The sequence below is a fragment of the Serratia sp. ME47 genome (genome assembly GCF_903970925.1).
GTDB classification, from domain to species: domain Bacteria; phylum Pseudomonadota; class Gammaproteobacteria; order Enterobacterales; family Enterobacteriaceae; genus Serratia; species Serratia ureilytica.
The window spans coordinates 190,004-207,297 of sequence record NZ_CAJCKE010000001.1; the positions used below are offsets into that span (position 1 = coordinate 190,004).

General features: G+C 63.6%; 14 protein-coding genes. All 14 read right to left on the reverse strand.

The annotated features are described in order from the left end of the window. Positions 1-93 precede the first annotated feature (93 nt). The 14 genes from H7A77_RS01010 to H7A77_RS01075 all read right to left on the reverse strand — a co-directional run bounded on the left by H7A77_RS01010 (position 94) and on the right by H7A77_RS01075 (position 17,286). Entirely contained in the window at positions 94-1,179 is a 1,086-nt protein-coding gene (locus H7A77_RS01010; RefSeq protein ID WP_164106969.1) for an acyl-CoA desaturase, read from the reverse strand. Beyond that, entirely contained in the window at positions 1,176-2,258 is a 1,083-nt protein-coding gene (locus H7A77_RS01015; RefSeq protein WP_033650911.1) for an acyl-CoA desaturase, read from the reverse strand. The genes H7A77_RS01010 and H7A77_RS01015 overlap by 4 nt, the downstream gene beginning before the upstream one ends. After that, on the reverse strand, positions 2,251-3,384 hold the full coding sequence (locus H7A77_RS01020) for a sterol desaturase family protein (protein ID WP_042784774.1): 1,134 nt from the start codon (positions 3,382-3,384) through the stop codon (positions 2,251-2,253). The genes H7A77_RS01015 and H7A77_RS01020 overlap by 8 nt, the downstream gene beginning before the upstream one ends. Next, entirely contained in the window at positions 3,381-3,998 is a 618-nt protein-coding gene (locus H7A77_RS01025) for a phosphatase PAP2 family protein (RefSeq protein ID WP_033650909.1), read from the reverse strand. Before H7A77_RS01025 ends, H7A77_RS01020 begins: the two co-directional genes overlap by 4 nt. Beyond that, positions 3,995-5,281 carry a F390 synthetase-related protein gene (locus tag H7A77_RS01030; protein ID WP_182073697.1) on the reverse strand — a complete coding sequence of 429 codons (1,287 nt, stop codon included), beginning with the start codon at positions 5,279-5,281 and terminating at the stop codon, positions 3,995-3,997. Before H7A77_RS01030 ends, H7A77_RS01025 begins: the two co-directional genes overlap by 4 nt. Further along, positions 5,278-6,084, reverse strand: coding sequence for an MBL fold metallo-hydrolase (locus H7A77_RS01035; RefSeq protein WP_099785941.1), 807 nt, complete (start codon positions 6,082-6,084; stop codon positions 5,278-5,280). The genes H7A77_RS01030 and H7A77_RS01035 overlap by 4 nt, the downstream gene beginning before the upstream one ends. Next, positions 6,077-7,093, reverse strand: a complete 1,017-nt coding sequence (locus tag H7A77_RS01040; RefSeq protein ID WP_182073698.1) for an NAD(P)-dependent oxidoreductase — start codon at positions 7,091-7,093, stop codon at positions 6,077-6,079. Before H7A77_RS01040 ends, H7A77_RS01035 begins: the two co-directional genes overlap by 8 nt. Further along, positions 7,090-8,097 (reverse strand): 3-oxoacyl-[acyl-carrier-protein] synthase III C-terminal domain-containing protein, encoded by a 1,008-nt coding sequence (locus tag H7A77_RS01045; protein WP_147838050.1) that lies wholly within the window; start codon positions 8,095-8,097, stop codon positions 7,090-7,092. The genes H7A77_RS01040 and H7A77_RS01045 overlap by 4 nt, the downstream gene beginning before the upstream one ends. A gap of 273 nt (positions 8,098-8,370) precedes the next feature. Then, positions 8,371-9,048, reverse strand: coding sequence for a respiratory nitrate reductase subunit gamma (narI, locus tag H7A77_RS01050; protein ID WP_033643426.1), 678 nt, complete (start codon positions 9,046-9,048; stop codon positions 8,371-8,373). A gap of 2 nt (positions 9,049-9,050) precedes the next feature. After that, positions 9,051-9,773 (reverse strand): nitrate reductase molybdenum cofactor assembly chaperone, encoded by a 723-nt coding sequence (narJ, locus tag H7A77_RS01055; RefSeq protein ID WP_033650904.1) that lies wholly within the window; start codon positions 9,771-9,773, stop codon positions 9,051-9,053. Continuing rightward, entirely contained in the window at positions 9,770-11,314 is a 1,545-nt protein-coding gene (gene narH / locus H7A77_RS01060) for a nitrate reductase subunit beta (protein ID WP_147838051.1), read from the reverse strand. Before narH ends, narJ begins: the two co-directional genes overlap by 4 nt. Beyond that, on the reverse strand, positions 11,311-15,072 hold the full coding sequence (locus H7A77_RS01065; RefSeq protein WP_033650902.1) for a nitrate reductase subunit alpha: 3,762 nt from the start codon (positions 15,070-15,072) through the stop codon (positions 11,311-11,313). The genes narH and H7A77_RS01065 overlap by 4 nt, the downstream gene beginning before the upstream one ends. 279 nt (positions 15,073-15,351) lie before the next feature. Then, positions 15,352-16,254 (reverse strand): glycosyltransferase family 2 protein, encoded by a 903-nt coding sequence (locus H7A77_RS01070; RefSeq protein WP_182073699.1) that lies wholly within the window; start codon positions 16,252-16,254, stop codon positions 15,352-15,354. A gap of 45 nt (positions 16,255-16,299) precedes the next feature. After that, positions 16,300-17,286 carry a glycosyltransferase family 2 protein gene (locus tag H7A77_RS01075; protein WP_069100991.1) on the reverse strand — a complete coding sequence of 329 codons (987 nt, stop codon included), beginning with the start codon at positions 17,284-17,286 and terminating at the stop codon, positions 16,300-16,302. Positions 17,287-17,294: the final 8 nt, after the last annotated feature.

Genomic DNA, 17,294 nt, shown 5'->3' on the forward strand with positions numbered 1-17,294 from the left:
TGGCCGTTGATTCACAGAGGGAAAGTCTACTGGAAGGGCAAATATCGTTCAATTAGTGAACTGCGTAACGCCTCGCACAATTCGCATGCAACGCTAGTGCGGCTTGCGGCCCATCGCGCTGAGGAAGCGTTGCTGCAGACGCAACAGCTCCTCCAGCTCCAGCAGGCGGTAGTCGATGCCGAAACGCGGCGCCACCTCGCCGATGATGCGGCTGAGCGCCGGGTAATGGCGGTGGCTCCAGTGCGGAAACAGATGATGCGTCAAATGCAGGTTCGCCCCGCCTAGCCAATAGCCCAGCCAGCGCGGCCGGGTCTGCCAGTCGAACGTGGTGGCGAACACGTGGTGATACCAACCGTGCGGCATCGCGCCCTGCGCCGGCGCCTGATAAAAGTTGGCCTTGGCCCAGTGGGTGCCGATGATCAACATCACGAACAGCAATGAAGAAAGCATCTGGCTCAGCAAATAAACCAGCAGAATTTGCCCGATGCCGATAGCCGGCGGCAACAGCCAACATGGGATCGCCAGCGCCAGCAGCAGGTGCGCCGCCTTCCCCGCCAGAAACCCGATCCAGCCGCGTACGCCCTGCTGCGCCATGCGCGCCGCCACGCGGGTGCGGCCCGCCCTGTCCAACCAATCGAACAGCCAGATGTAGTACGGAAAAGTCAGCGCCGCCACCAGCGGCCAATAGTAACGCTGCGCGCGCATAAAGGGCCGCCAGCGCTGGAACGGCGTTTGCCGCAGCACGCCGTTGGCGTCGATATCGGGATCGTAATGTTCGATGTTGTTATGGGCATGGTGGAACAACACATGCCGCACGCGCCAGCAGTCGGGATCCAGCCCCAGCGGCACGCTCACCAGTGCGTTCAGCCAGCGGTTGGCCCAGGGGCGGCGGAAAAACGCGTTGTGCGAGGCGTCGTGCACCACGTTCACCGTCAGGAACATGCCGATAAAGATAAAGCCGAAATAACAAGCGAAAAACGCCCAGCCGTTTTGCTGCTGCAGGCTCAACCCGTAACACAGGCCGCACAGCGCCAGCAGCAGCGCGACCTTCGCCAGCATGCCGCCGTCGGCGAAGCGGTGATCGCCGTTGGCCGCCAGATAATGCTGTGCGGCCTGCATCAGCGCGCGGTGCAACCCGTTATCGTCGCGCCGATAGGCTAACGGACGCAGCGGTTTCATGGCTGCCCCATCCGCCGCAAGAAACGCTGTTGTTGCGCCAGCAGTTCACGATAGCCAATGCAGCGGTACGCCATGCCGTGCCGCTGCGCGACCTCCGCCACCGCGGCAGCCAGGGCCGGATAGTGGCGATGATTCCAGCCGGGAAACAGGTGATGGGTCAGGTGATAGTTTAGCCCGCCGGTCAGATGCTCCAGCCAGCGCGGTTCGGGCTGCCAGTCGCAGGCGGTGGCGAAATTGTGCCGATACCAGCCTTGCGGCATGCTGTCGCCCGTCGGCGCCGGGTAAAACTCGGCCTGCGCCCAATGGGTGCCCAGCAGCAAGAACACCACCAGCAGCGAGGCGCACATCTGGCTGAGCGCGTAAGCCAGCAACACCCAGCCCCAGCCGATGCCGTGCAAGTGGCCCACGACCAGCGGCGCCACCAGCACCAGCGCCAGATGCGCGAGCTTGCACAGCACGAACAGCGCCCAACCGCCGCGCCCCGCCAGCACGCGTTTTTCCCGCAGCGGCGTTTTATCGAGCCGATCGGACCAATCGAAAATCCAGGCGATATAGGGCAGCGAGAGCGCGGCGATCAGCGGCCAGTACAGATGCTGATAGCGCATATGGGGCCGCCAGCGCTGGAACGGTGTCTGGCGGAAGAAGCCGTTCTCTTCGGTATCCAGATCGTAATGTTCGACGTTGGCGTAAACGTGGTGGTAATCCACATGCCGCGTGCGCCAGTAGTCCGGATCGACGCCCAGCGGCAGCGTCACCAACCGCCCCACCAGCCGATTGGCCCAGGGCGCACGCAGGAAAGCGTTATGCGAAGCATCGTGGTTGACGTTGACATTGAGCAGCATGCCCATGGTCACGAACAGGAAATAGCAGAGGAAAAACGCCCAGGGCTGATGCTGCAGCAGGCTCAGCGCGTAAAACCCGACGCACAACGCCAACAACAGCGCGGCCTTGGCCAATCGCGCGGCATCGGCATAGCGATGATCGCCCGCCAGACAGGCGTGTGCCGCGCGCTTAAGATCGCGGTGGAAGGCCTGTTCGCCATCGGCGGGAAAACGCAGCGGCGGCAATGATTCAGCCATGCGGTTCCTCCACGGCGGCCGGTGCGGCTACTCTTCCCCAGCCCAACGCGACGCACAGGGCATGCAACGCCACGGCGGCCATGGCGATATGCCAATAGCGCTGCGGCCAACCGAGATAGCCGATAAACAGCAGCGGCATGCCCAGCGCGATCAGCAGCCAGACGGCGCTCGCCCACCGCCGCCCTTCCGTCATGCCGCCCAGCGCCACCGATCCCAACGCCAGCAGCGCCAACAGCGCCATTTGCGGCCAGCTGATGTCGCTATAGCCGTAACCGTATTGGTAGACGTAACCGACCACCAGCGAGAACAACAGCATGGCGCCGCTGAAAACGCTGAGCGCCGAACGGCGGTCGCGTGGCCGGCCCGGCGCCGGGCGCCATGCCAGGCGCAAATAGCGCAGGAACGGCAGATTGCTCGCCCAGAATGGGTTGGCGGACGGCCTGTCGCCGCCGACGCCATAGCTGAACGGCGTGCTCGGCAATGCCGGGCAAAAGGTGCCGAACAGCTTGTCCCAGAAGATAAAGCTGCCGCCGAAGTTCTTATTGGAATACGCCATGTCCTTGACGTGATGCACCCGGTGATGCGCCGGCGTGACCAGGATTTTTTCCAGCACGCCGAGCTTCGGCGTCAGCGCATTGTGGTTAAACAGCTGAATGCTGTAATGAAAAATAGAGACCGCAACGAACACCGACAGCGGCACCCCCGCCAGCGCCAGCAGCAAAAAGAACGGGATCGACGTCAGCGACGAATACCAGGAGTTGCGCACCCCCAGCGACAGATTAAAGTGCTCGCCCTGATGGTGCACCACGTGCACCGCCCACAGCAGGCGGAAACGATGGTGCAGACGGTGCAGCCAGTAGAAACCGAAGTCCCACGCCAGCAGGGCGAACAGCCACATCAGCAGTGGCGGCCAGGCATCCAGCAACCCCAGGCTGAAATGCGCGGCCACATAGCCGTAGCAGGTGATCTCCAACCCACGGAACAGCCACAGCATGATATGGCCGGAATTCAGGTTGAACACCAGATCGTGCCAGTTGACCGGCTCGCGACGCCCCCACTGCAGCGCCACCGCCTCGGCCACCACGATGAACAGCATGAACACTATCGGCAATGCCAGATCGCTCATCCCATTTCTCCTTTAACGACGCGCCTGCGCAGGGTTTTCATGCGCAGGGCCAGCCAGCCGGCGAACAGCGCCAGCAGCGCGCCGCCGGCCAAATCGACAAACAAATGCCGACGCAGTTGCAGAATCGAGAACGCGATCGCCACGCCCCACAGCATCCACAGCGCCGTGCGCACTTTGCGCTCGCCGTCGCTCAGCGCCCACACCGCCAGCACCGTCAGCGCCATATGCAACGAAGGCAGGCAGTTTTGCGGCGAGTCCACCCGGGTTAACGCCGCCAGCAGTTGCGCGCTGATCCCGACGCCATCGTTCTGCGGATAGGCCATGGTGGTCGGCCACAGCAGATAAACCGCCCCGGCGCCCAGCGCGGTCAGCTGCATCGCCAGCGTCAGCCATTTGATCCGCGGCAGCGGCGCCAGCAGATAGCCCGCCGGGACGATGAGGAAGAACGACAGATAGAGCCAGATGGCCGTGGGGCTGAACGGGATCGCCCGATCAAGCGCCGACGGCGGCAACAGGGTTCCCGCCCCCTGCAAGCGATCGGTCAGGCTATACACCACGCCGACCGTGCCCCATCCCAGCAGCATGTGCCATAGCCTGAACAGTGCGCTTTTCATGCCTCCTCCGCCCGGCGCACGATGCGCCGCCGCTTGCGATCGAACTGCGGCAGCACCGCTTGCGCCGTCAACCGCCATTCGAGGCGATCGGTGGCGATACCCTGACGAGCGAACAGCGCCATCAGCTGCGCCTGACAGTGCGCCAACGCCGCCGGGCTGCAATCGGCAATCAGCTCCAACCGCCGTTCGCCATGCTGGATCAGGCGGTAATCGCTGGTCAGCGGCAACGCATTGGCGATCGTTCGGCTACAGGCATCGGCGAACACCGCCTGCGGTTGCCGCTGCGCATCGGGCAGCATCAGCTGATCGTCGCGCCGCCCCTCGATACGGGCGATCGCCCGCGTCGGTTGCCCACATGGGCAGGGTTCCTTGCGCAGCACCAATACATCGTCCAGCCGATAGCGCACGATCGGCTGCGTACTGCGGGTAAAATCGGTGATCAGCGGCGTGAAGCGCAGTTCGTCGATCCACTGCGGCTCGATATGCAAAAACTCCTCGTTCAGGTGCAAGGTGCCGTGCGCGCAGGTGGCGGCGAGGAACCCCTCGGTAGCCTGATACACTTCGCCGACCGCCGGAAACACCTGCTGCAGCAGGCGGCGATCCTGTTCTTCAAGCACCTCGGCGACCGAGATCACTTTTTTGACCGACAGCGTCACCTGCCCGGCCAGCACCGCCAACGCCAATGCGCGCAGCACCTGCGCCGGGGCCACGATGATGCTGGGCGCCTGCCGTTCCAATGCCGGCAAATGGCCGCTGAACGGCGCGAGCAAATCGTAAAACGCCAGGCTCAGCCAACGGTTGTTCACGCTGTGATAGAGATTATTGTCCGCGCGCAGAAACAGCGCGACGCGCTCGCCCGCCGACAGCCCGTCCGGCAGCATTTTCGCCAGCATGCCGCCGGCCCACACCTGCTGTTCCCGCGGGCTGACGACAAACACGCCGCGCTGCCCGGAAGTGCCGGACGACAATCCGACGCTGTAGCGCCCGATCTTCGGCGTGAAATCGCGATCCGCCTCGCTGCGCTGCGCGCAGGCCAGCACCGCATCGCGCCGCAGCCCGGCGGTGTTCATGCGGTCGAACTGCGCCATCATCAGCGCCTTGTCCATCTGCGGCCATTCGGCGAACGGCCGGCGGCTGAAGCCTTGAAAATAGGGACTCTTGCTCAGCACCCGGCGGGCAAACCCCTCAAGCTGTCGGGCCTGATGCGCCTCCAGCGCCGCACGATCGCCAAAGCGCAGGCGCCGGGCGCGGAAATAGTGCCAAAGGGTCATGAAGGGGATCACAGGTCCCCCTCGTGGCACAGCAAAATGTTGACCTGGCCGCCCGCCCACAGCTGGTTGAGCCGCTCCAGGGTGCGGGTGTAAGCCGCCGCGTCGTCCATCACCAGATTGGCCAGGCGCGAAGGCCCGCGCAGCGTCTGGTAACTCTGCGGCGACCAGGCGGCGTCGCTGGCCAGCAGCGTCCAGCCGGCGTCGGTGAGAATAAAGGCGCCGATATGGCCGGCCGCATGCCCCGGCAACGGCACCAGCACGACCTGCCCTTCACTGCCCGGCAGCGCGTAACCGCGATCGAACGGCGCCAACAGCGCGGGCAACGCCACCGCAGGAAAAGACTCCATAAACTGCAGACGGCTCTCGAAATCCGCCGGGATCAGGCCGGGAATAAAGGCGCGCTTCAGCGCCGCGAAACCGCGCAGCCCACGGGTTTGCTGCCAACCCTCGCCGGAGCAAATAAAGTCGAGTTGGCTGAAATCCTGCAGCCCGGCGATGTGATCGGCGTGAAAATGCGAGACGATCAGCGCCTGAATATCCCCCTCGGCGTAACCGGCTTCGCGCAGCTGATGCGCCAACGACTCGGCCGGATCGAAATAGACCGGCGTCATGCGGCGGTAAAGGCTGAACAGCCCCGACTGTGTGTGCTGCTGAAAATAACGCGCGTAGCCGGTATCCCACAGCCAGCGGCGCTCCCCCACCTCCAGCAGATAGGCGCGCGCCGGGAATTTGCACACCCGGAATCCGGCGCCGCGCAGCGCCATGCAGCCGATATGCGTGCAATAGCCCACTTCAAACACGGTGACCTTAGCCATGCTGTCCGCCTCCTTGCCGCCGCAGCCACTCGCCGGTCAGACGAATGCCCTCTTCCATCGAATAACGCGGCCGGTAACCCAGCTCTTCGATCGCACGGGTCTGGCTCAGCGTCATGTCAAAATGTACCGCCGCCACGCTGTAGCGCGTCAACAGCGGTTCCTTGCCGCTCAGCGCCGCCCACAGCTCCATGCCGCCGGCCAGCGTATGCAGCAGCGGATAGGACACGGCCTGCAGCCGGTAACTTAGCCCCAGCTCCTGACGCAGCAACGCATCCAGCATCTCCGCCAGCCGCTGCGGTTGGTGGTTGGTGATGTTGTACACGGCGCCGGACGGCAATCCGCGCTGCCGGCTGGCCAGATCCATCGCGTGCACCACGTTGGGGGCGAAGGTCAGATCCAGCAGCGCTTGTCCGCCGCCGGGCAATCTCAATACCCCGCGCTCGCGTTCGAGCTGCTGCAACAGCCGCGGCACGATCACCCGATCGTGCGGGCCAAACAGGCCGCGCGGCCGCAGCAAAATGTAGGTGGTTTGCGGATAGATCTTCGCCTGCACCAACAGGCGCTGCTCGGCCGCATACTTGCTGGCGGCATAGTGATTGGCGAAGCGCCGGGCGCGGTAACCCTCGTCAAGATCGTAATGCGGCTGAAAATCGAAGTAGATTGCCGGCGTGGAGATATGCACGAAGCGCCGCACGCCGCAGCGCCCGGCCGCCTCCGCCAGCTTCTCCGTCGCCGCGGCGTTGATGCGGTGAAACTCCGCTTTGCCGCCCCAGGGCGAAGACTTGGCCGCGCAGTGCCAGACCCATTCGCAGTCGGTCACCAGCTCCCGACACTGCTGCGGCGTGGCCTGCGCCAGATCGAGCGCGCAAAACTCGGCGCCCAGCTGACGCAGCGTTGCGCCGGCCCGTTCATCGCGGCCGGTGGCGCGCACCTGATGTCCGGCCTCCAGCAACCACTGCGCCGCGTTGCGTCCCAGCCCGCTGGTCGCCCCGGTGACCAGCACCCTCATGGCAGCAACACCATGCCGGCCAGCGCCAGCCCGGCGGCGGTGCCGATCAGCATCACCGGCTGACCGGGATTGAAGCGCCCGGTGGTCACGGCGGCATGCAGCGCCGTCGGGATAGACGCCGCCACCTGATTACCATGATGGCGGTAGATATCGACCAGCGCCTCGCTGGAGACGTGCAGCCGTTTGCGCATATGTTCGAGCGACAGATGGCTGGCCTGATGCGGCACCACGGTGGCGATCTGCGCCAGGGTCAGGCCGCTGGCGCTCAACAGCCGATCGAGGTAACCCTCAATCAGCGCCGAGGCCTGGCGGAACAGCGGCTTGCCCTGCATATGAAACAGGAAGTCTTGCTCACACATGCCGGCGCGCGGGTTGCGACGCGTGCCGCCGGCGCGGATCTCGCACAGTTCGCTGCCGGCGGGGTAGGTTTCCACCAGGCTGGCGAGGATGCCGCTGGCGCCGTCGCCGCGCTCCACAATGGCGCAGGCCGCGCCGTCGCCGAAGATGAGCGACGACTCTTCGTGCTGCCAGTCGATGCCGCGTGAAGCGAGATCCGCCGAGACGATGGCGATGCGTCGATACGTCCCGGCGTTCAGCAGCCCCGCCGCCACTTGCAGCGCAGAGATAAAGCTGACGCAACTGCAGTTGATGTCGAAGCCCGGCGTGCCCGGCGCCAGCCCCGCCACCTTGAGAATATGCGCGGCGGTGCACGGCAGCGCCTGCACCGAAATCGCCGAGGCGGAGATCAGCAGATCGATCGAGTCCGCCGGAATGGCGTGGCGAGCCAGCGCATCTTGCAGCGCGGCAGCGGCGAGTTCGGCCTGGCTGGCATCGTCGGCGGCGTGATAGCGGTAAACGATGCCCGAGCGTTTTTCAACGTAGCCGGCCGGTTTCCCCAGCCGAGCGTCGAGCGCAGAGGACGCCACGCGGTTAGGCGGCAACGCGGCCCCGGTGGCGATGATTTTCAGAGGCAGCAGCTCGGGTGAGCGTAATTGTGTGGTCATTATTGTTATTGATTAACCTGACTATCCATAAAGCGATTCTCCCGTAGGGCACGAAGGCCACACGGATCATCCCCGGTTTTTATGTCCCAAAATGCCTTTCATCAAGGCGGTATCTCTTGTTATCGGCTACCACAGGCCGACGTCCGTCGGCGGAAGCATAAACGTAACATAACTGAGATAGTGAGTTTACGACAAGGCGACGAGAATGGGCAGACGGCGGGAGAATTATCGGAATAGCGCCGCCGCTGGCGATCGGCGGCGGCGGGGTCAGGCTCAGCGGCGGTTGCGCACCAGCTGGTAACGGCGGGTCAGGTACTCTACCGGCGCACTCCAGATATGCACCAGGCGGCAGAACGGGAACAGCACGAACAGCGTCATGCCCAGCACCATATGCAGCTTGAAGATCAGCGCCACGCCTTCCAGGTGCGCAGAAGCGCCGGCGTGGAAGGTCACGACCGCCTGCGCCCAAGCCACCAGCTTCATCATTTCGCTGCCGTCCATATGCTGGGCGGAGAACGGAATGGTCAGCAACCCCAGGCACACCTGCACCACCAGCAATGTCAGGATCAGGATGTCGGCGACGCTGCTGGTGGCGCGCACCCGCGGGTTGGTCAACCGGCGCTTCAGCAGCAGCGCGCCGCCGATCAGCGTCATCAGGCCGCAGGCGCCGCCGGCGATCATCGCCAGCTTCTGCTTCACGTCGATCGGCAGGAAGGCCTCATACATCCAGTGCGGCGTCAGCATGCCGAGGAAGTGGCCCGCGAAGATGCCGATAATGCCGATGTGGAACAGGTTGGACGCCAGCCGCATGCCCTTTTTATCCAGCATCTGGCTGGAGCCGGCGCGCCAGCTGTACTGCCCGTAGTCGTAGCGCAGCCAGCTGCCGATCAGGAACACCGCGCCGGCCAGATAAGGGTAGATGTCGAAGAAGAACTGATTCAAAAATTGCATAATTAGCGTCCTTTGGTTCCGGTTAACGCATCCGTCAGGTCCAGATACTGTGGCGCCACCGCGCCGGCGAAGCGCCGCTGGTGCGCCGTCTGCTGGGCGGAGGCGCAGCCCTGCTCGCCGAGAAATTTGACCTGCTCCTCTTCCCATACCGCATCCAGCGCCTGCGGCGTATCGTCGCGCGCCTCTTGCGCCACCTGCGTCTTCAGCGCCTGCGCCTGCGCATCGCTGCCGGACAGCGCCAACAGCAGATCGAACAGCACCGCGTACGGGCTTTCGCGCTGCTGCAAGCGCGCGCCCAGCAGCGCCAGGATCGGCGCAATGTCCTGCAGCCCTTCCCGCGCCTGTGCCGCGCTGCGGCTGGCCAAATACTCCAGGTACAGCGGCAGGAAATCAGGCAGCTCGCGGCTGTCGATCTCCAGCCCGGCGGCGCGGTACTGCGCCATCAGGTCAACCATCGCCTGGCCGCGATCGCGCGACTCACCGTGCACGTGTTCAAACAGCAGCAGCGAGGTGGCGCGGCCGCGATCGAACAGCTCGCAATAGTCGGCCTGCGCGTCCAACAACGGGCGCGCGCACAGGCGGCGGATAAACAGAATCAGCAGCGCGCTGTGGTGCAGATCCAGCTCGCTGGCCGGTTCCAGCGCTTCAATCAGCGCCTGCTGATGGTCAAACAGCGCCTGCTCCGGGTAATCCAGCAGGCGGGCGATCACTTTCAGGCTGATCATGAGGCATCCTCCGGCCGCGCGGTTTTCGCGGTCACGTCAATGGCGTCGATACGACGGCTGTTGAACAGATTGAACTTGCCGTCGCTGCCTTGGCAGCCGTCGCCGAAGCTGAAACCGCAGCCTTTGCTTTCGGGGAAGGCTTCGCGCGCCAGCTCGCGGTGGCTCGACGGCACCACGAAGCGATCTTCATAGTTGGCGATCGCCAGGTAGCGATACATCTCCTGCGCCTGCGCTTCGCTCAGACCGACCTGCTCCAGCGCGCTGATGTCCACCACGCCGTCGACGGTTTCCGCCCGTTTGTAGTGGCGCATCGCCAGCATGCGTTTCAGCGCCAGCAGCACCGGCTCGGTATCGCCGGCGGTCAGCAGGTTCGCCAGATACTGCACCGGAATGCGCAGGCTCTCGACGTCCGGCAATACGCCACTGTGCGCCAGCTCGCCGGCGTCGGCGGCCGACTGAATCGGCGACAACGGAGGCACGTACCACACCATCGGCAACGTGCGGTATTCCGGATGCAGCGGCAGCGCCAGCTTCCAGTCCATCGCCATTTTGTACACCGGCGACTGCTGAGCGGCTTCAATGACGCCCTGCGGCACGCCGTCCGCCAGCGCCTGAGCAATCACCTTCGGGTCATGCGGATCGAGGAAGATATCGAGCTGGCTCTGGTACAGATCCTTGTCGTTTTCCACCGCCGCCGCCTGTTCGATGCGATCGGCGTCGTACAGCAGCACGCCGAGGTAGCGGATGCGGCCGACGCAGGTTTCCGAACAGACCGTCGGCTGCCCGGCTTCGATGCGCGGGTAGCAGAAGATGCACTTCTCGGACTTGCCGCTCTTCCAGTTGAAGTAGATTTTCTTGTACGGGCAGCCGGTCAGACACATGCGCCAACCGCGACACTTGTCCTGATCGATCAGCACGATGCCGTCTTCGCCGCGCTTGTAGATCGCCCCGCTCGGGCAGGTGGCGACGCAGGCCGGGTTGAGGCAGTGCTCGCACAGGCGCGGCAAATACATCATGAAGGTGTTTTCGAACTGGCCGTACATCGCCTTCTGCAGGTTGTCGAAGTTCTTGTCCTGCGAACGTTTTTCGAACTCTCCGCCGAGGATCTCTTCCCAGTTCGGGCCGTTTTCGATCTTGTTCATGCGCCGGCCGGTGATCACCGAGCGCGGGCGTGCCACCGGCTGGTGTTTGCCCTGTTTGGCGGTGTGCAGGTGCTGGTAGTCGTAATCGAACGGCTCGTAGTAGTCATCCAGCGCCGGCACGTCCGGGTTGGCGAAGATTTTCGCCAGCACGCCGACGCGGCTGCCCATGCGCGGCTCCAGCTTGCCGTTGATTTTACGGATCCAGCCGCCCTTCCATTTTTCCTGATCTTCCCAGGCGTGCGGATACCCGACGCCGGGTTTGCTTTCCACGTTGTTGAACCAGGCGTATTCCATCCCCTCGCGGCTGGTCCAGACGTTTTTGCAGGTGACCGAACAGGTGTGGCAACCGATGCACTTGTCCAGATTCAGCACCATGCCGACTTGCGAACGAATTTTCATTTGTTGTTCTCCTGCTGACTGCCCTGCGCGTAGTCGTTGCCTTCATCGTCCAACCAATCAATACGGTTCATCTTGCGCACCACCACGAACTCGTCGCGGTTGGAGCCGACGGTGCCGTAGTAGTTGAAGCCGTAGGCCAGCTGCGCATAGCCGCCGATCATGTGGGTCGGTTTCGGACAAGCGCGGGTCACCGAGTTGTGGATGCCGCCGCGTTGGCGGGTGATCTCCGAGCCAGGCAGATTCACGATGCGCTCCTGCGCGTGGTACATCATGGTCATCCCCGCCGGGATACGCTGGCTGACCACCGCGCGCGCCGTCAGCGCGCCGTTGGCGTTGAAGGCCTCGATCCAGTCGTTGTCCGCGATGCCCAGATCTTTGGCGTCGTCTTCGCTCAGCCAGACGATCGGGCCGCCGCGCGACAGCGTCAGCATCAGCAGGTTGTCGCTGTAGGTGGAGTGGATGCCCCACTTCTGGTGCGGCGTCAGGAAGTTCAGCGCCTTCTCCTTGTTGCCGTTCGGTTTACTGTTGAGCAGCGGCTGCGCGGCGCGGGTGTCGATCGGCGGCCTATACGCCAGCAGGCTTTCGCCGAAGGCGCGCATCCACTCGTGATCCTGATACAGCTGCTGACGGCCGCTGAGGGTGCGCCACGGGATCAGCTCGTGCACGTTGGTGTAGCAGGCGTTATAGGAGACGTGCTCGTCTTCCAGGCCGGACCAGGTTGGGCTGGAGATGATTTTGCGCGGCTGCGCCTGAATGTCGCGGAAGCGAATTTTCTCGTCTTCCTTGTTCAGCGCCAGATGCCGGTGATCGCGGCCGGTGACGTTGCTCAGCGCTTCCCAGGCTTTCACCGCCACCTGGCCGTTGGTTTCCGGCGCCAGCGACAGGATCACTTCCGCCGCGTCTATCGCGCTCTCGATCTTCGGCCGCCCCGCCGCCGGGCCATCGGCCTTGACGTAGTTAAGCTGCTTGAGGAAATCGACCTCGGTCTGGGTGTTCCAGCTGATGCCCTTGCCGCCGTTGCCCAGTTTGTCCATCAACGGCCCCAAGGAGGTAAAACGCTCGTAGGTGGCCGGATAATCGCGCTCCACCGCGATGATGTGCGGCGCGGTTTTGCCGGGGATCAGTTCGCACTCGCCTTTCTTCCAATCCTGCACGCCGTAAGGCTGCGCCAGCTCGGCGGCGGAGTCGTGCTGAATAGGCAAGGTCACCACGTCGGTTTCCTGGCCCAGATGGCCGACGCACACCTCGGAGAAGGCTTTGGCGATGCCCTTGTAGATTTCCCAGTCGCTCTTCGAATCCCAGGCCGGATCGACCGCCGCCGACAGCGGATGAATGAACGGGTGCATGTCGGAGGTGTTCATGTCGTCTTTTTCGTACCAAGTGGCGGTCGGCAGCACCACGTCGGAATACAGGCAGGTGCTCGACATGCGGAAATCAAGCGTCACCACCAGATCCAGTTTGCCTTCGCCGCCCTGCTCGCGCCATTCCACTTCCTGCGGCTTCACGCCGCCCTGCTGGCCGAGATCTTTCCCCTGGATACCGTTCTCGGTGCCCAACAGGTATTTGAGCATGTATTCATGGCCCTTGCCGGAAGAACCCAGCAGGTTGGAGCGCCAGACGAACAGGTTGCGTGGGAAGTTCTGCGGATTGTCCGGCTGCTCGGCGGCAAAGCCCAGCGCGCCGCTCTTCAGGCTGTCGACGGTGAACTCAACCGGCGACTGGCCGGCGGCACGGGCCTGCTCCGCCAGGCGCAGCGGGTTAGCGCCCAGCTGCGGCGCCGAAGGCAGCCAGCCCATGCGCTCCGCGCGCACGTTGAAGTCGATCAGGCTGCCGCCGAAGCGCGATTTGTCCGCCAGCGGCGACAGCAGCTCATCGGCGCCGACGGTTTCATAGCGCCATTGGCTGGAATGGTTGTAGAAGAACGAGGTGCTGTTCATGTGGCGCGGCGGGCGCTGCCAGTCAAGGCCGAACGCCAGCGGCAGCCAGCCGGTTTGCGGCCGCAGTTTTTCCTGGCCGACGTAGTGCGCCCAGCCGCCGCCGCTCTGGCCGACGCAACCGCAGAAGATCAACATATTGATCAGGCCGCGGTAGGTCATGTCCATGTGATACCAGTGGTTGACGCCGGCGCCGACGATGATCATCGAACGGCCGTGGGTCTTCTCGGCGTTTTCCGCGAACTCGCGGGCAATGCGGATGATGTTGTGGCGCGACACGCCGGTGATCTGCTCGGCCCAGGCCGGGCTGTAAGCCTTGACCTCGTCATAGTCGGCGGCGCAGTTGGCGTCGCCCAGCCCGCGCTCCAGGCCGTAGTTGGCAAGCAGCAGGTCATACACGCTGGTCACCAGCGCTTCGCTGCCGTCCGCCAGCCGCAGGCGTTTCACCGGCAGCTTGTGCAGCAGGATTTCGTCCAGCGCCACGCTGTTGAAATGCTCGCTGTCGGCACCGCCGAAGTACGGGAAGCCCACCTCGGCAACGTCGTCATGCATGCCCAGCAGACTGAGCTGCAGCTCGACTTCCTGTTGCGACTTGCCTTCGCGCTGCTCCAGGTTCCACTTGCCCTTCTCGCCCCAGCGGAAACCGATGGAGCCCTGCGGCGCCACCAGCTCGCCGCTGCGGCTGTCGATAGCGACGGTTTTCCACTCGGGATTGTTTTCCTGGCCCAGTCCGTCCACCAGATCGGCGGCGCGCAGCAGGCGGCCGGCGGCGTAGTGGCCGCCTTCACGCGGCTCCAGCAGCACCAGCATCGGCATGTCGGTATAGCGGCGCACGTAGTCGCGGAAGTAGCCGACTTCGCGATCGAGATGGAACTCTTTCAGCATCACATGGCCCATCGCCAGCGCCATCGCGCTGTCGGTGCCCTGCTTCGGATTCAGCCAGTGGTCGCACAGCTTGGCGACTTCGGCGTAGTCCGGCGTCACCGCCACGGTTTTGGTGCCCTTGTAGCGCACTTCGGTAAAGAAGTGGGCGTCCGGGGTGCGCGTCTGCGGCACGTTGGAGCCCCAGGCGATGATGTAGGAGGAGTTGTACCAGTCGGCGGACTCCGGCACGTCGGTCTGCTCGCCCCAGGTCATCGGCGAAGCCGGCGGCAAATCGCAATACCAGTCGTAGAAGCTCAGGCAGGCGCCGCCGATCAGCGACAGGTAACGGGCGCCGGCGGCGTAGGACACCATCGACATCGCCGGGATCGGCGAGAAGCCGATAATGCGATCAGGGCCGAAGGTTTTGGCGGTATAGACGTTGGCGGCGGCGATCAGTTCATTGACCTCTTGCCAGCTGGAGCGGACGAAACCGCCGCGGCCGCGCGCCACCTTGTAGCTTTTGGCTTTTTCCGCATCGCCGACGATCGAGCCCCAGGCCTCGACCGGATCGCTGTGCTGCGCTTTCGCCTCGCGCCACAGTTTGAGCAGCCGCTTGCGCATCAGCGGGTATTTCAGCCGGTTGGCGCTGTACAGGTACCAGGAGTAGCTGGCGCCGCGCGGGCAGCCGCGCGGTTCATGGTTGGGCAGATCGGGGCGGGTGCGCGGATAGTCGGTTTGCTGGGTTTCCCAGGTCACCAGACCATTCTTCACGTAGATCTTCCAACTGCAGGAACCGGTGCAGTTCACGCCGTGGGTGGAACGCACCACTTTGTCATGCTGCCAACGGCTGCGGTAGCCGTCTTCCCAGTCGCGGTTGGTGTTCAAGGTCTGGCCGTGATCGCCAGAAAAAGGCTCCGCCAACTGCTTGAAATAGCGGAAACGGTCTAAAAATTTGCTCATCCGGAATGCTCCTGAAGGCTCTTGTCGTTATAAGAAGACATGCTCAATCTGCCGCCAGCCTACTGACGGCCAACCGGCGGCAAATTGATTGCGATCAAGAGAAAGCGGCGGGCGACGCGTGCGCCGGGCGGGAAATACCACCAAAGTATAGGGGTGAGAAATAGGATTAATTGTTTGAATTAAAATGAATAAATCAGAATATCAAGATGAAGGCGAACGGGTGGGAGGCAAGACGGGGTATTTGGGGGTAGGACGCGGGGGAAAACCCCGCGTCGGGTTTCAGAAAGGGACGCCGCGGAAGAAGACGTTGCGCAGAATGTTCTTCATGTAAACGCCGGCCATCACCCCGCTGTTGACGTAGATGATGCCCTTCATGCCGTGCAGCACGCCGCCGAGACGGCTTCGGCTGTCGGTGATGATGCGCGACGTGATACAGGTGTGGCGCAGCCGCATCACCTTGCGCGCCCGCGGCGAAATCTGCGGCATCAACCGGCGCTCGAACTGCATTTTGTTGTGATAGCCGATGATGCCTTTCGGGCTGGAGGTAATACGCTCACCGTCGTGATCGTTATGCACCGCCAGGCGCTCGTGCAACGTGCCGATGCGCATGCCCGCCGCCAGCAGGCGATAAATGAAGATATGATCCTGATAACGCGGGGTATTGAAGAACCCGCGCACCGCGATCGCCGCCTCGCGGCGCAGCATGATCATCGGCGTGTAAGCGACGCCGGCCAGCATGAAGTCCTCCAGGCCGTCGCAGCGGGCGCGGTAATAGCGCTCGGCGCTGATTTGGCCGTCCTGCAGAATATCCATATCGCACAGGCTGACGGAGTAATCGCCGCGCTGCATAAAGGCCAGCTGACGGGCGATCTTCTCCGGATGGTAATAATCGTCGTCGTCCAGAAAAGTGAGGTATTCCCCGGTGGCGCGCAGGATGCCGCTGTTGCGCGCCCGCGCCCCGCCGCCGTTGCGCGCGCGCGGGCAATAGACGATCTGCCCGGCGGCAATATAGCCGGCCAGCCGTTCGCGGGTGGCCTGGCGCTGCGGATGGTTCGGCGGATTATCGTCTACCACCACGATCTCCACCGGCTGATGGGTTTGCGCCAGGACGCTGTCGATGGCGCGCGCCAGCAGTTCGCTGCGGCCATAGGTCGGAATAATGACGCTGACTTTGATACTCATAATGGGCTTCCACACGGGTTTATCGTCGTTCGGGCACGGTCAGATTCACCCGAAACGGTTGTAGAGACTGGCCATCAGGTAGTAGACCAGCGGACTGCGGTAGAACAGGCGGTTCTTGCGGCTCAGCATTTGCCGCTCCTCCGCCCGCAGCCGGGCATAGCGCCGTTTCAGCTCGGCGGTTTCCCGCAGCGCGTCGCGCAGGCCGAAGAAGTCCAGCCCGACCAGCAGACGCGCCTTCAGCGTGGTGACGAACAGCACCGAGTGGAATCCCTTCCCCCCCTCGCGGCGGCGCCCGCTGTCAGCGCGCTCGATGGCGTAATCGAGATCGTCCAAATCCCGCCGCTTCGGCGCGCGCGTGATGCCGTTGGGGTTAGCGCGGTATCCTACTAACGGCGTGTCGCACACCACGATGCGGTTCGCTTTCAGATACAGCTGCGGGATCAGCTGGATATCCTCGAAGTTGCGCCCCGCCGGAAACGCGGCGTCGTTGAACAGCGAACGGTGATAAATCCGCGCCCAGGCGTACCACAGGCTGCGGTTAAAACTGTCAGCCAGCAGCGCCATATGCGGCTCGCGCTCCTGTGGCGCGGCGTTGCCGGGCACGATCGCCATCAGGCCATCCGGTTCTATCTTGCCGTTTTTCAGCCGCGAGAAGCGCTGGGCGTTGAACGCCACGATCTCCACCTGCGGGTTATCCGCCAGCAGGCGCCCCAAAATGCTGAAATAGCCCGGCAGCAGCACGTCGTCGGAGTCCAGAAAACCGAGATATTCGCCGTCGGCATGGGCGATCCCGGCGTTGCGCGCGGCGCTCAACCCCTGGTTTTCCTGGCGCAGGATGCTGACCTGCGTTTTCAACGCCGGATAACGGCACAGCACCTCTTGCGCGACGGCGATGGAGCCGTCCGGGCTGCCGTCATCGACGAGGATCACTTCCGCCCAGTCGGGCAATTGACTCAGCACCGAGTCCAGGCACGCTTCGATGTAGGCTTCCACCTTATACACCGGGACGATCAGGCTTAGCGTGATAGTCATGAACGGGT

Coding starts and splice junctions, on each gene's coding strand:
- H7A77_RS01010 (WP_164106969.1), bottom strand. CDS start 1,179: ATGAAACCGCTGCGTCCGTTAGCCTATCGGCGCGACGATAACGGGTTG.
- H7A77_RS01015 (WP_033650911.1), bottom strand. CDS start 2,258: ATGGCTGAATCATTGCCGCCGCTGCGTTTTCCCGCCGATGGCGAACAG.
- H7A77_RS01020 (WP_042784774.1), bottom strand. CDS start 3,384: ATGAGCGATCTGGCATTGCCGATAGTGTTCATGCTGTTCATCGTGGTG.
- H7A77_RS01025 (WP_033650909.1), bottom strand. CDS start 3,998: ATGAAAAGCGCACTGTTCAGGCTATGGCACATGCTGCTGGGATGGGGC.
- H7A77_RS01035 (WP_099785941.1), bottom strand. CDS start 6,084: ATGGCTAAGGTCACCGTGTTTGAAGTGGGCTATTGCACGCATATCGGC.
- H7A77_RS01040 (WP_182073698.1), bottom strand. CDS start 7,093: ATGAGGGTGCTGGTCACCGGGGCGACCAGCGGGCTGGGACGCAACGCG.
- H7A77_RS01045 (WP_147838050.1), bottom strand. CDS start 8,097: ATGACCACACAATTACGCTCACCCGAGCTGCTGCCTCTGAAAATCATC.
- narI (WP_033643426.1), bottom strand. CDS start 9,048: ATGCAATTTTTGAATCAGTTCTTCTTCGACATCTACCCTTATCTGGCC.
- narJ (WP_033650904.1), bottom strand. CDS start 9,773: ATGATCAGCCTGAAAGTGATCGCCCGCCTGCTGGATTACCCGGAGCAG.
- narH (WP_147838051.1), bottom strand. CDS start 11,314: ATGAAAATTCGTTCGCAAGTCGGCATGGTGCTGAATCTGGACAAGTGC.
- H7A77_RS01065 (WP_033650902.1), bottom strand. CDS start 15,072: ATGAGCAAATTTTTAGACCGTTTCCGCTATTTCAAGCAGTTGGCGGAG.
- H7A77_RS01070 (WP_182073699.1), bottom strand. CDS start 16,254: ATGAGTATCAAAGTCAGCGTCATTATTCCGACCTATGGCCGCAGCGAA.
- H7A77_RS01075 (WP_069100991.1), bottom strand. CDS start 17,286: ATGACTATCACGCTAAGCCTGATCGTCCCGGTGTATAAGGTGGAAGCC.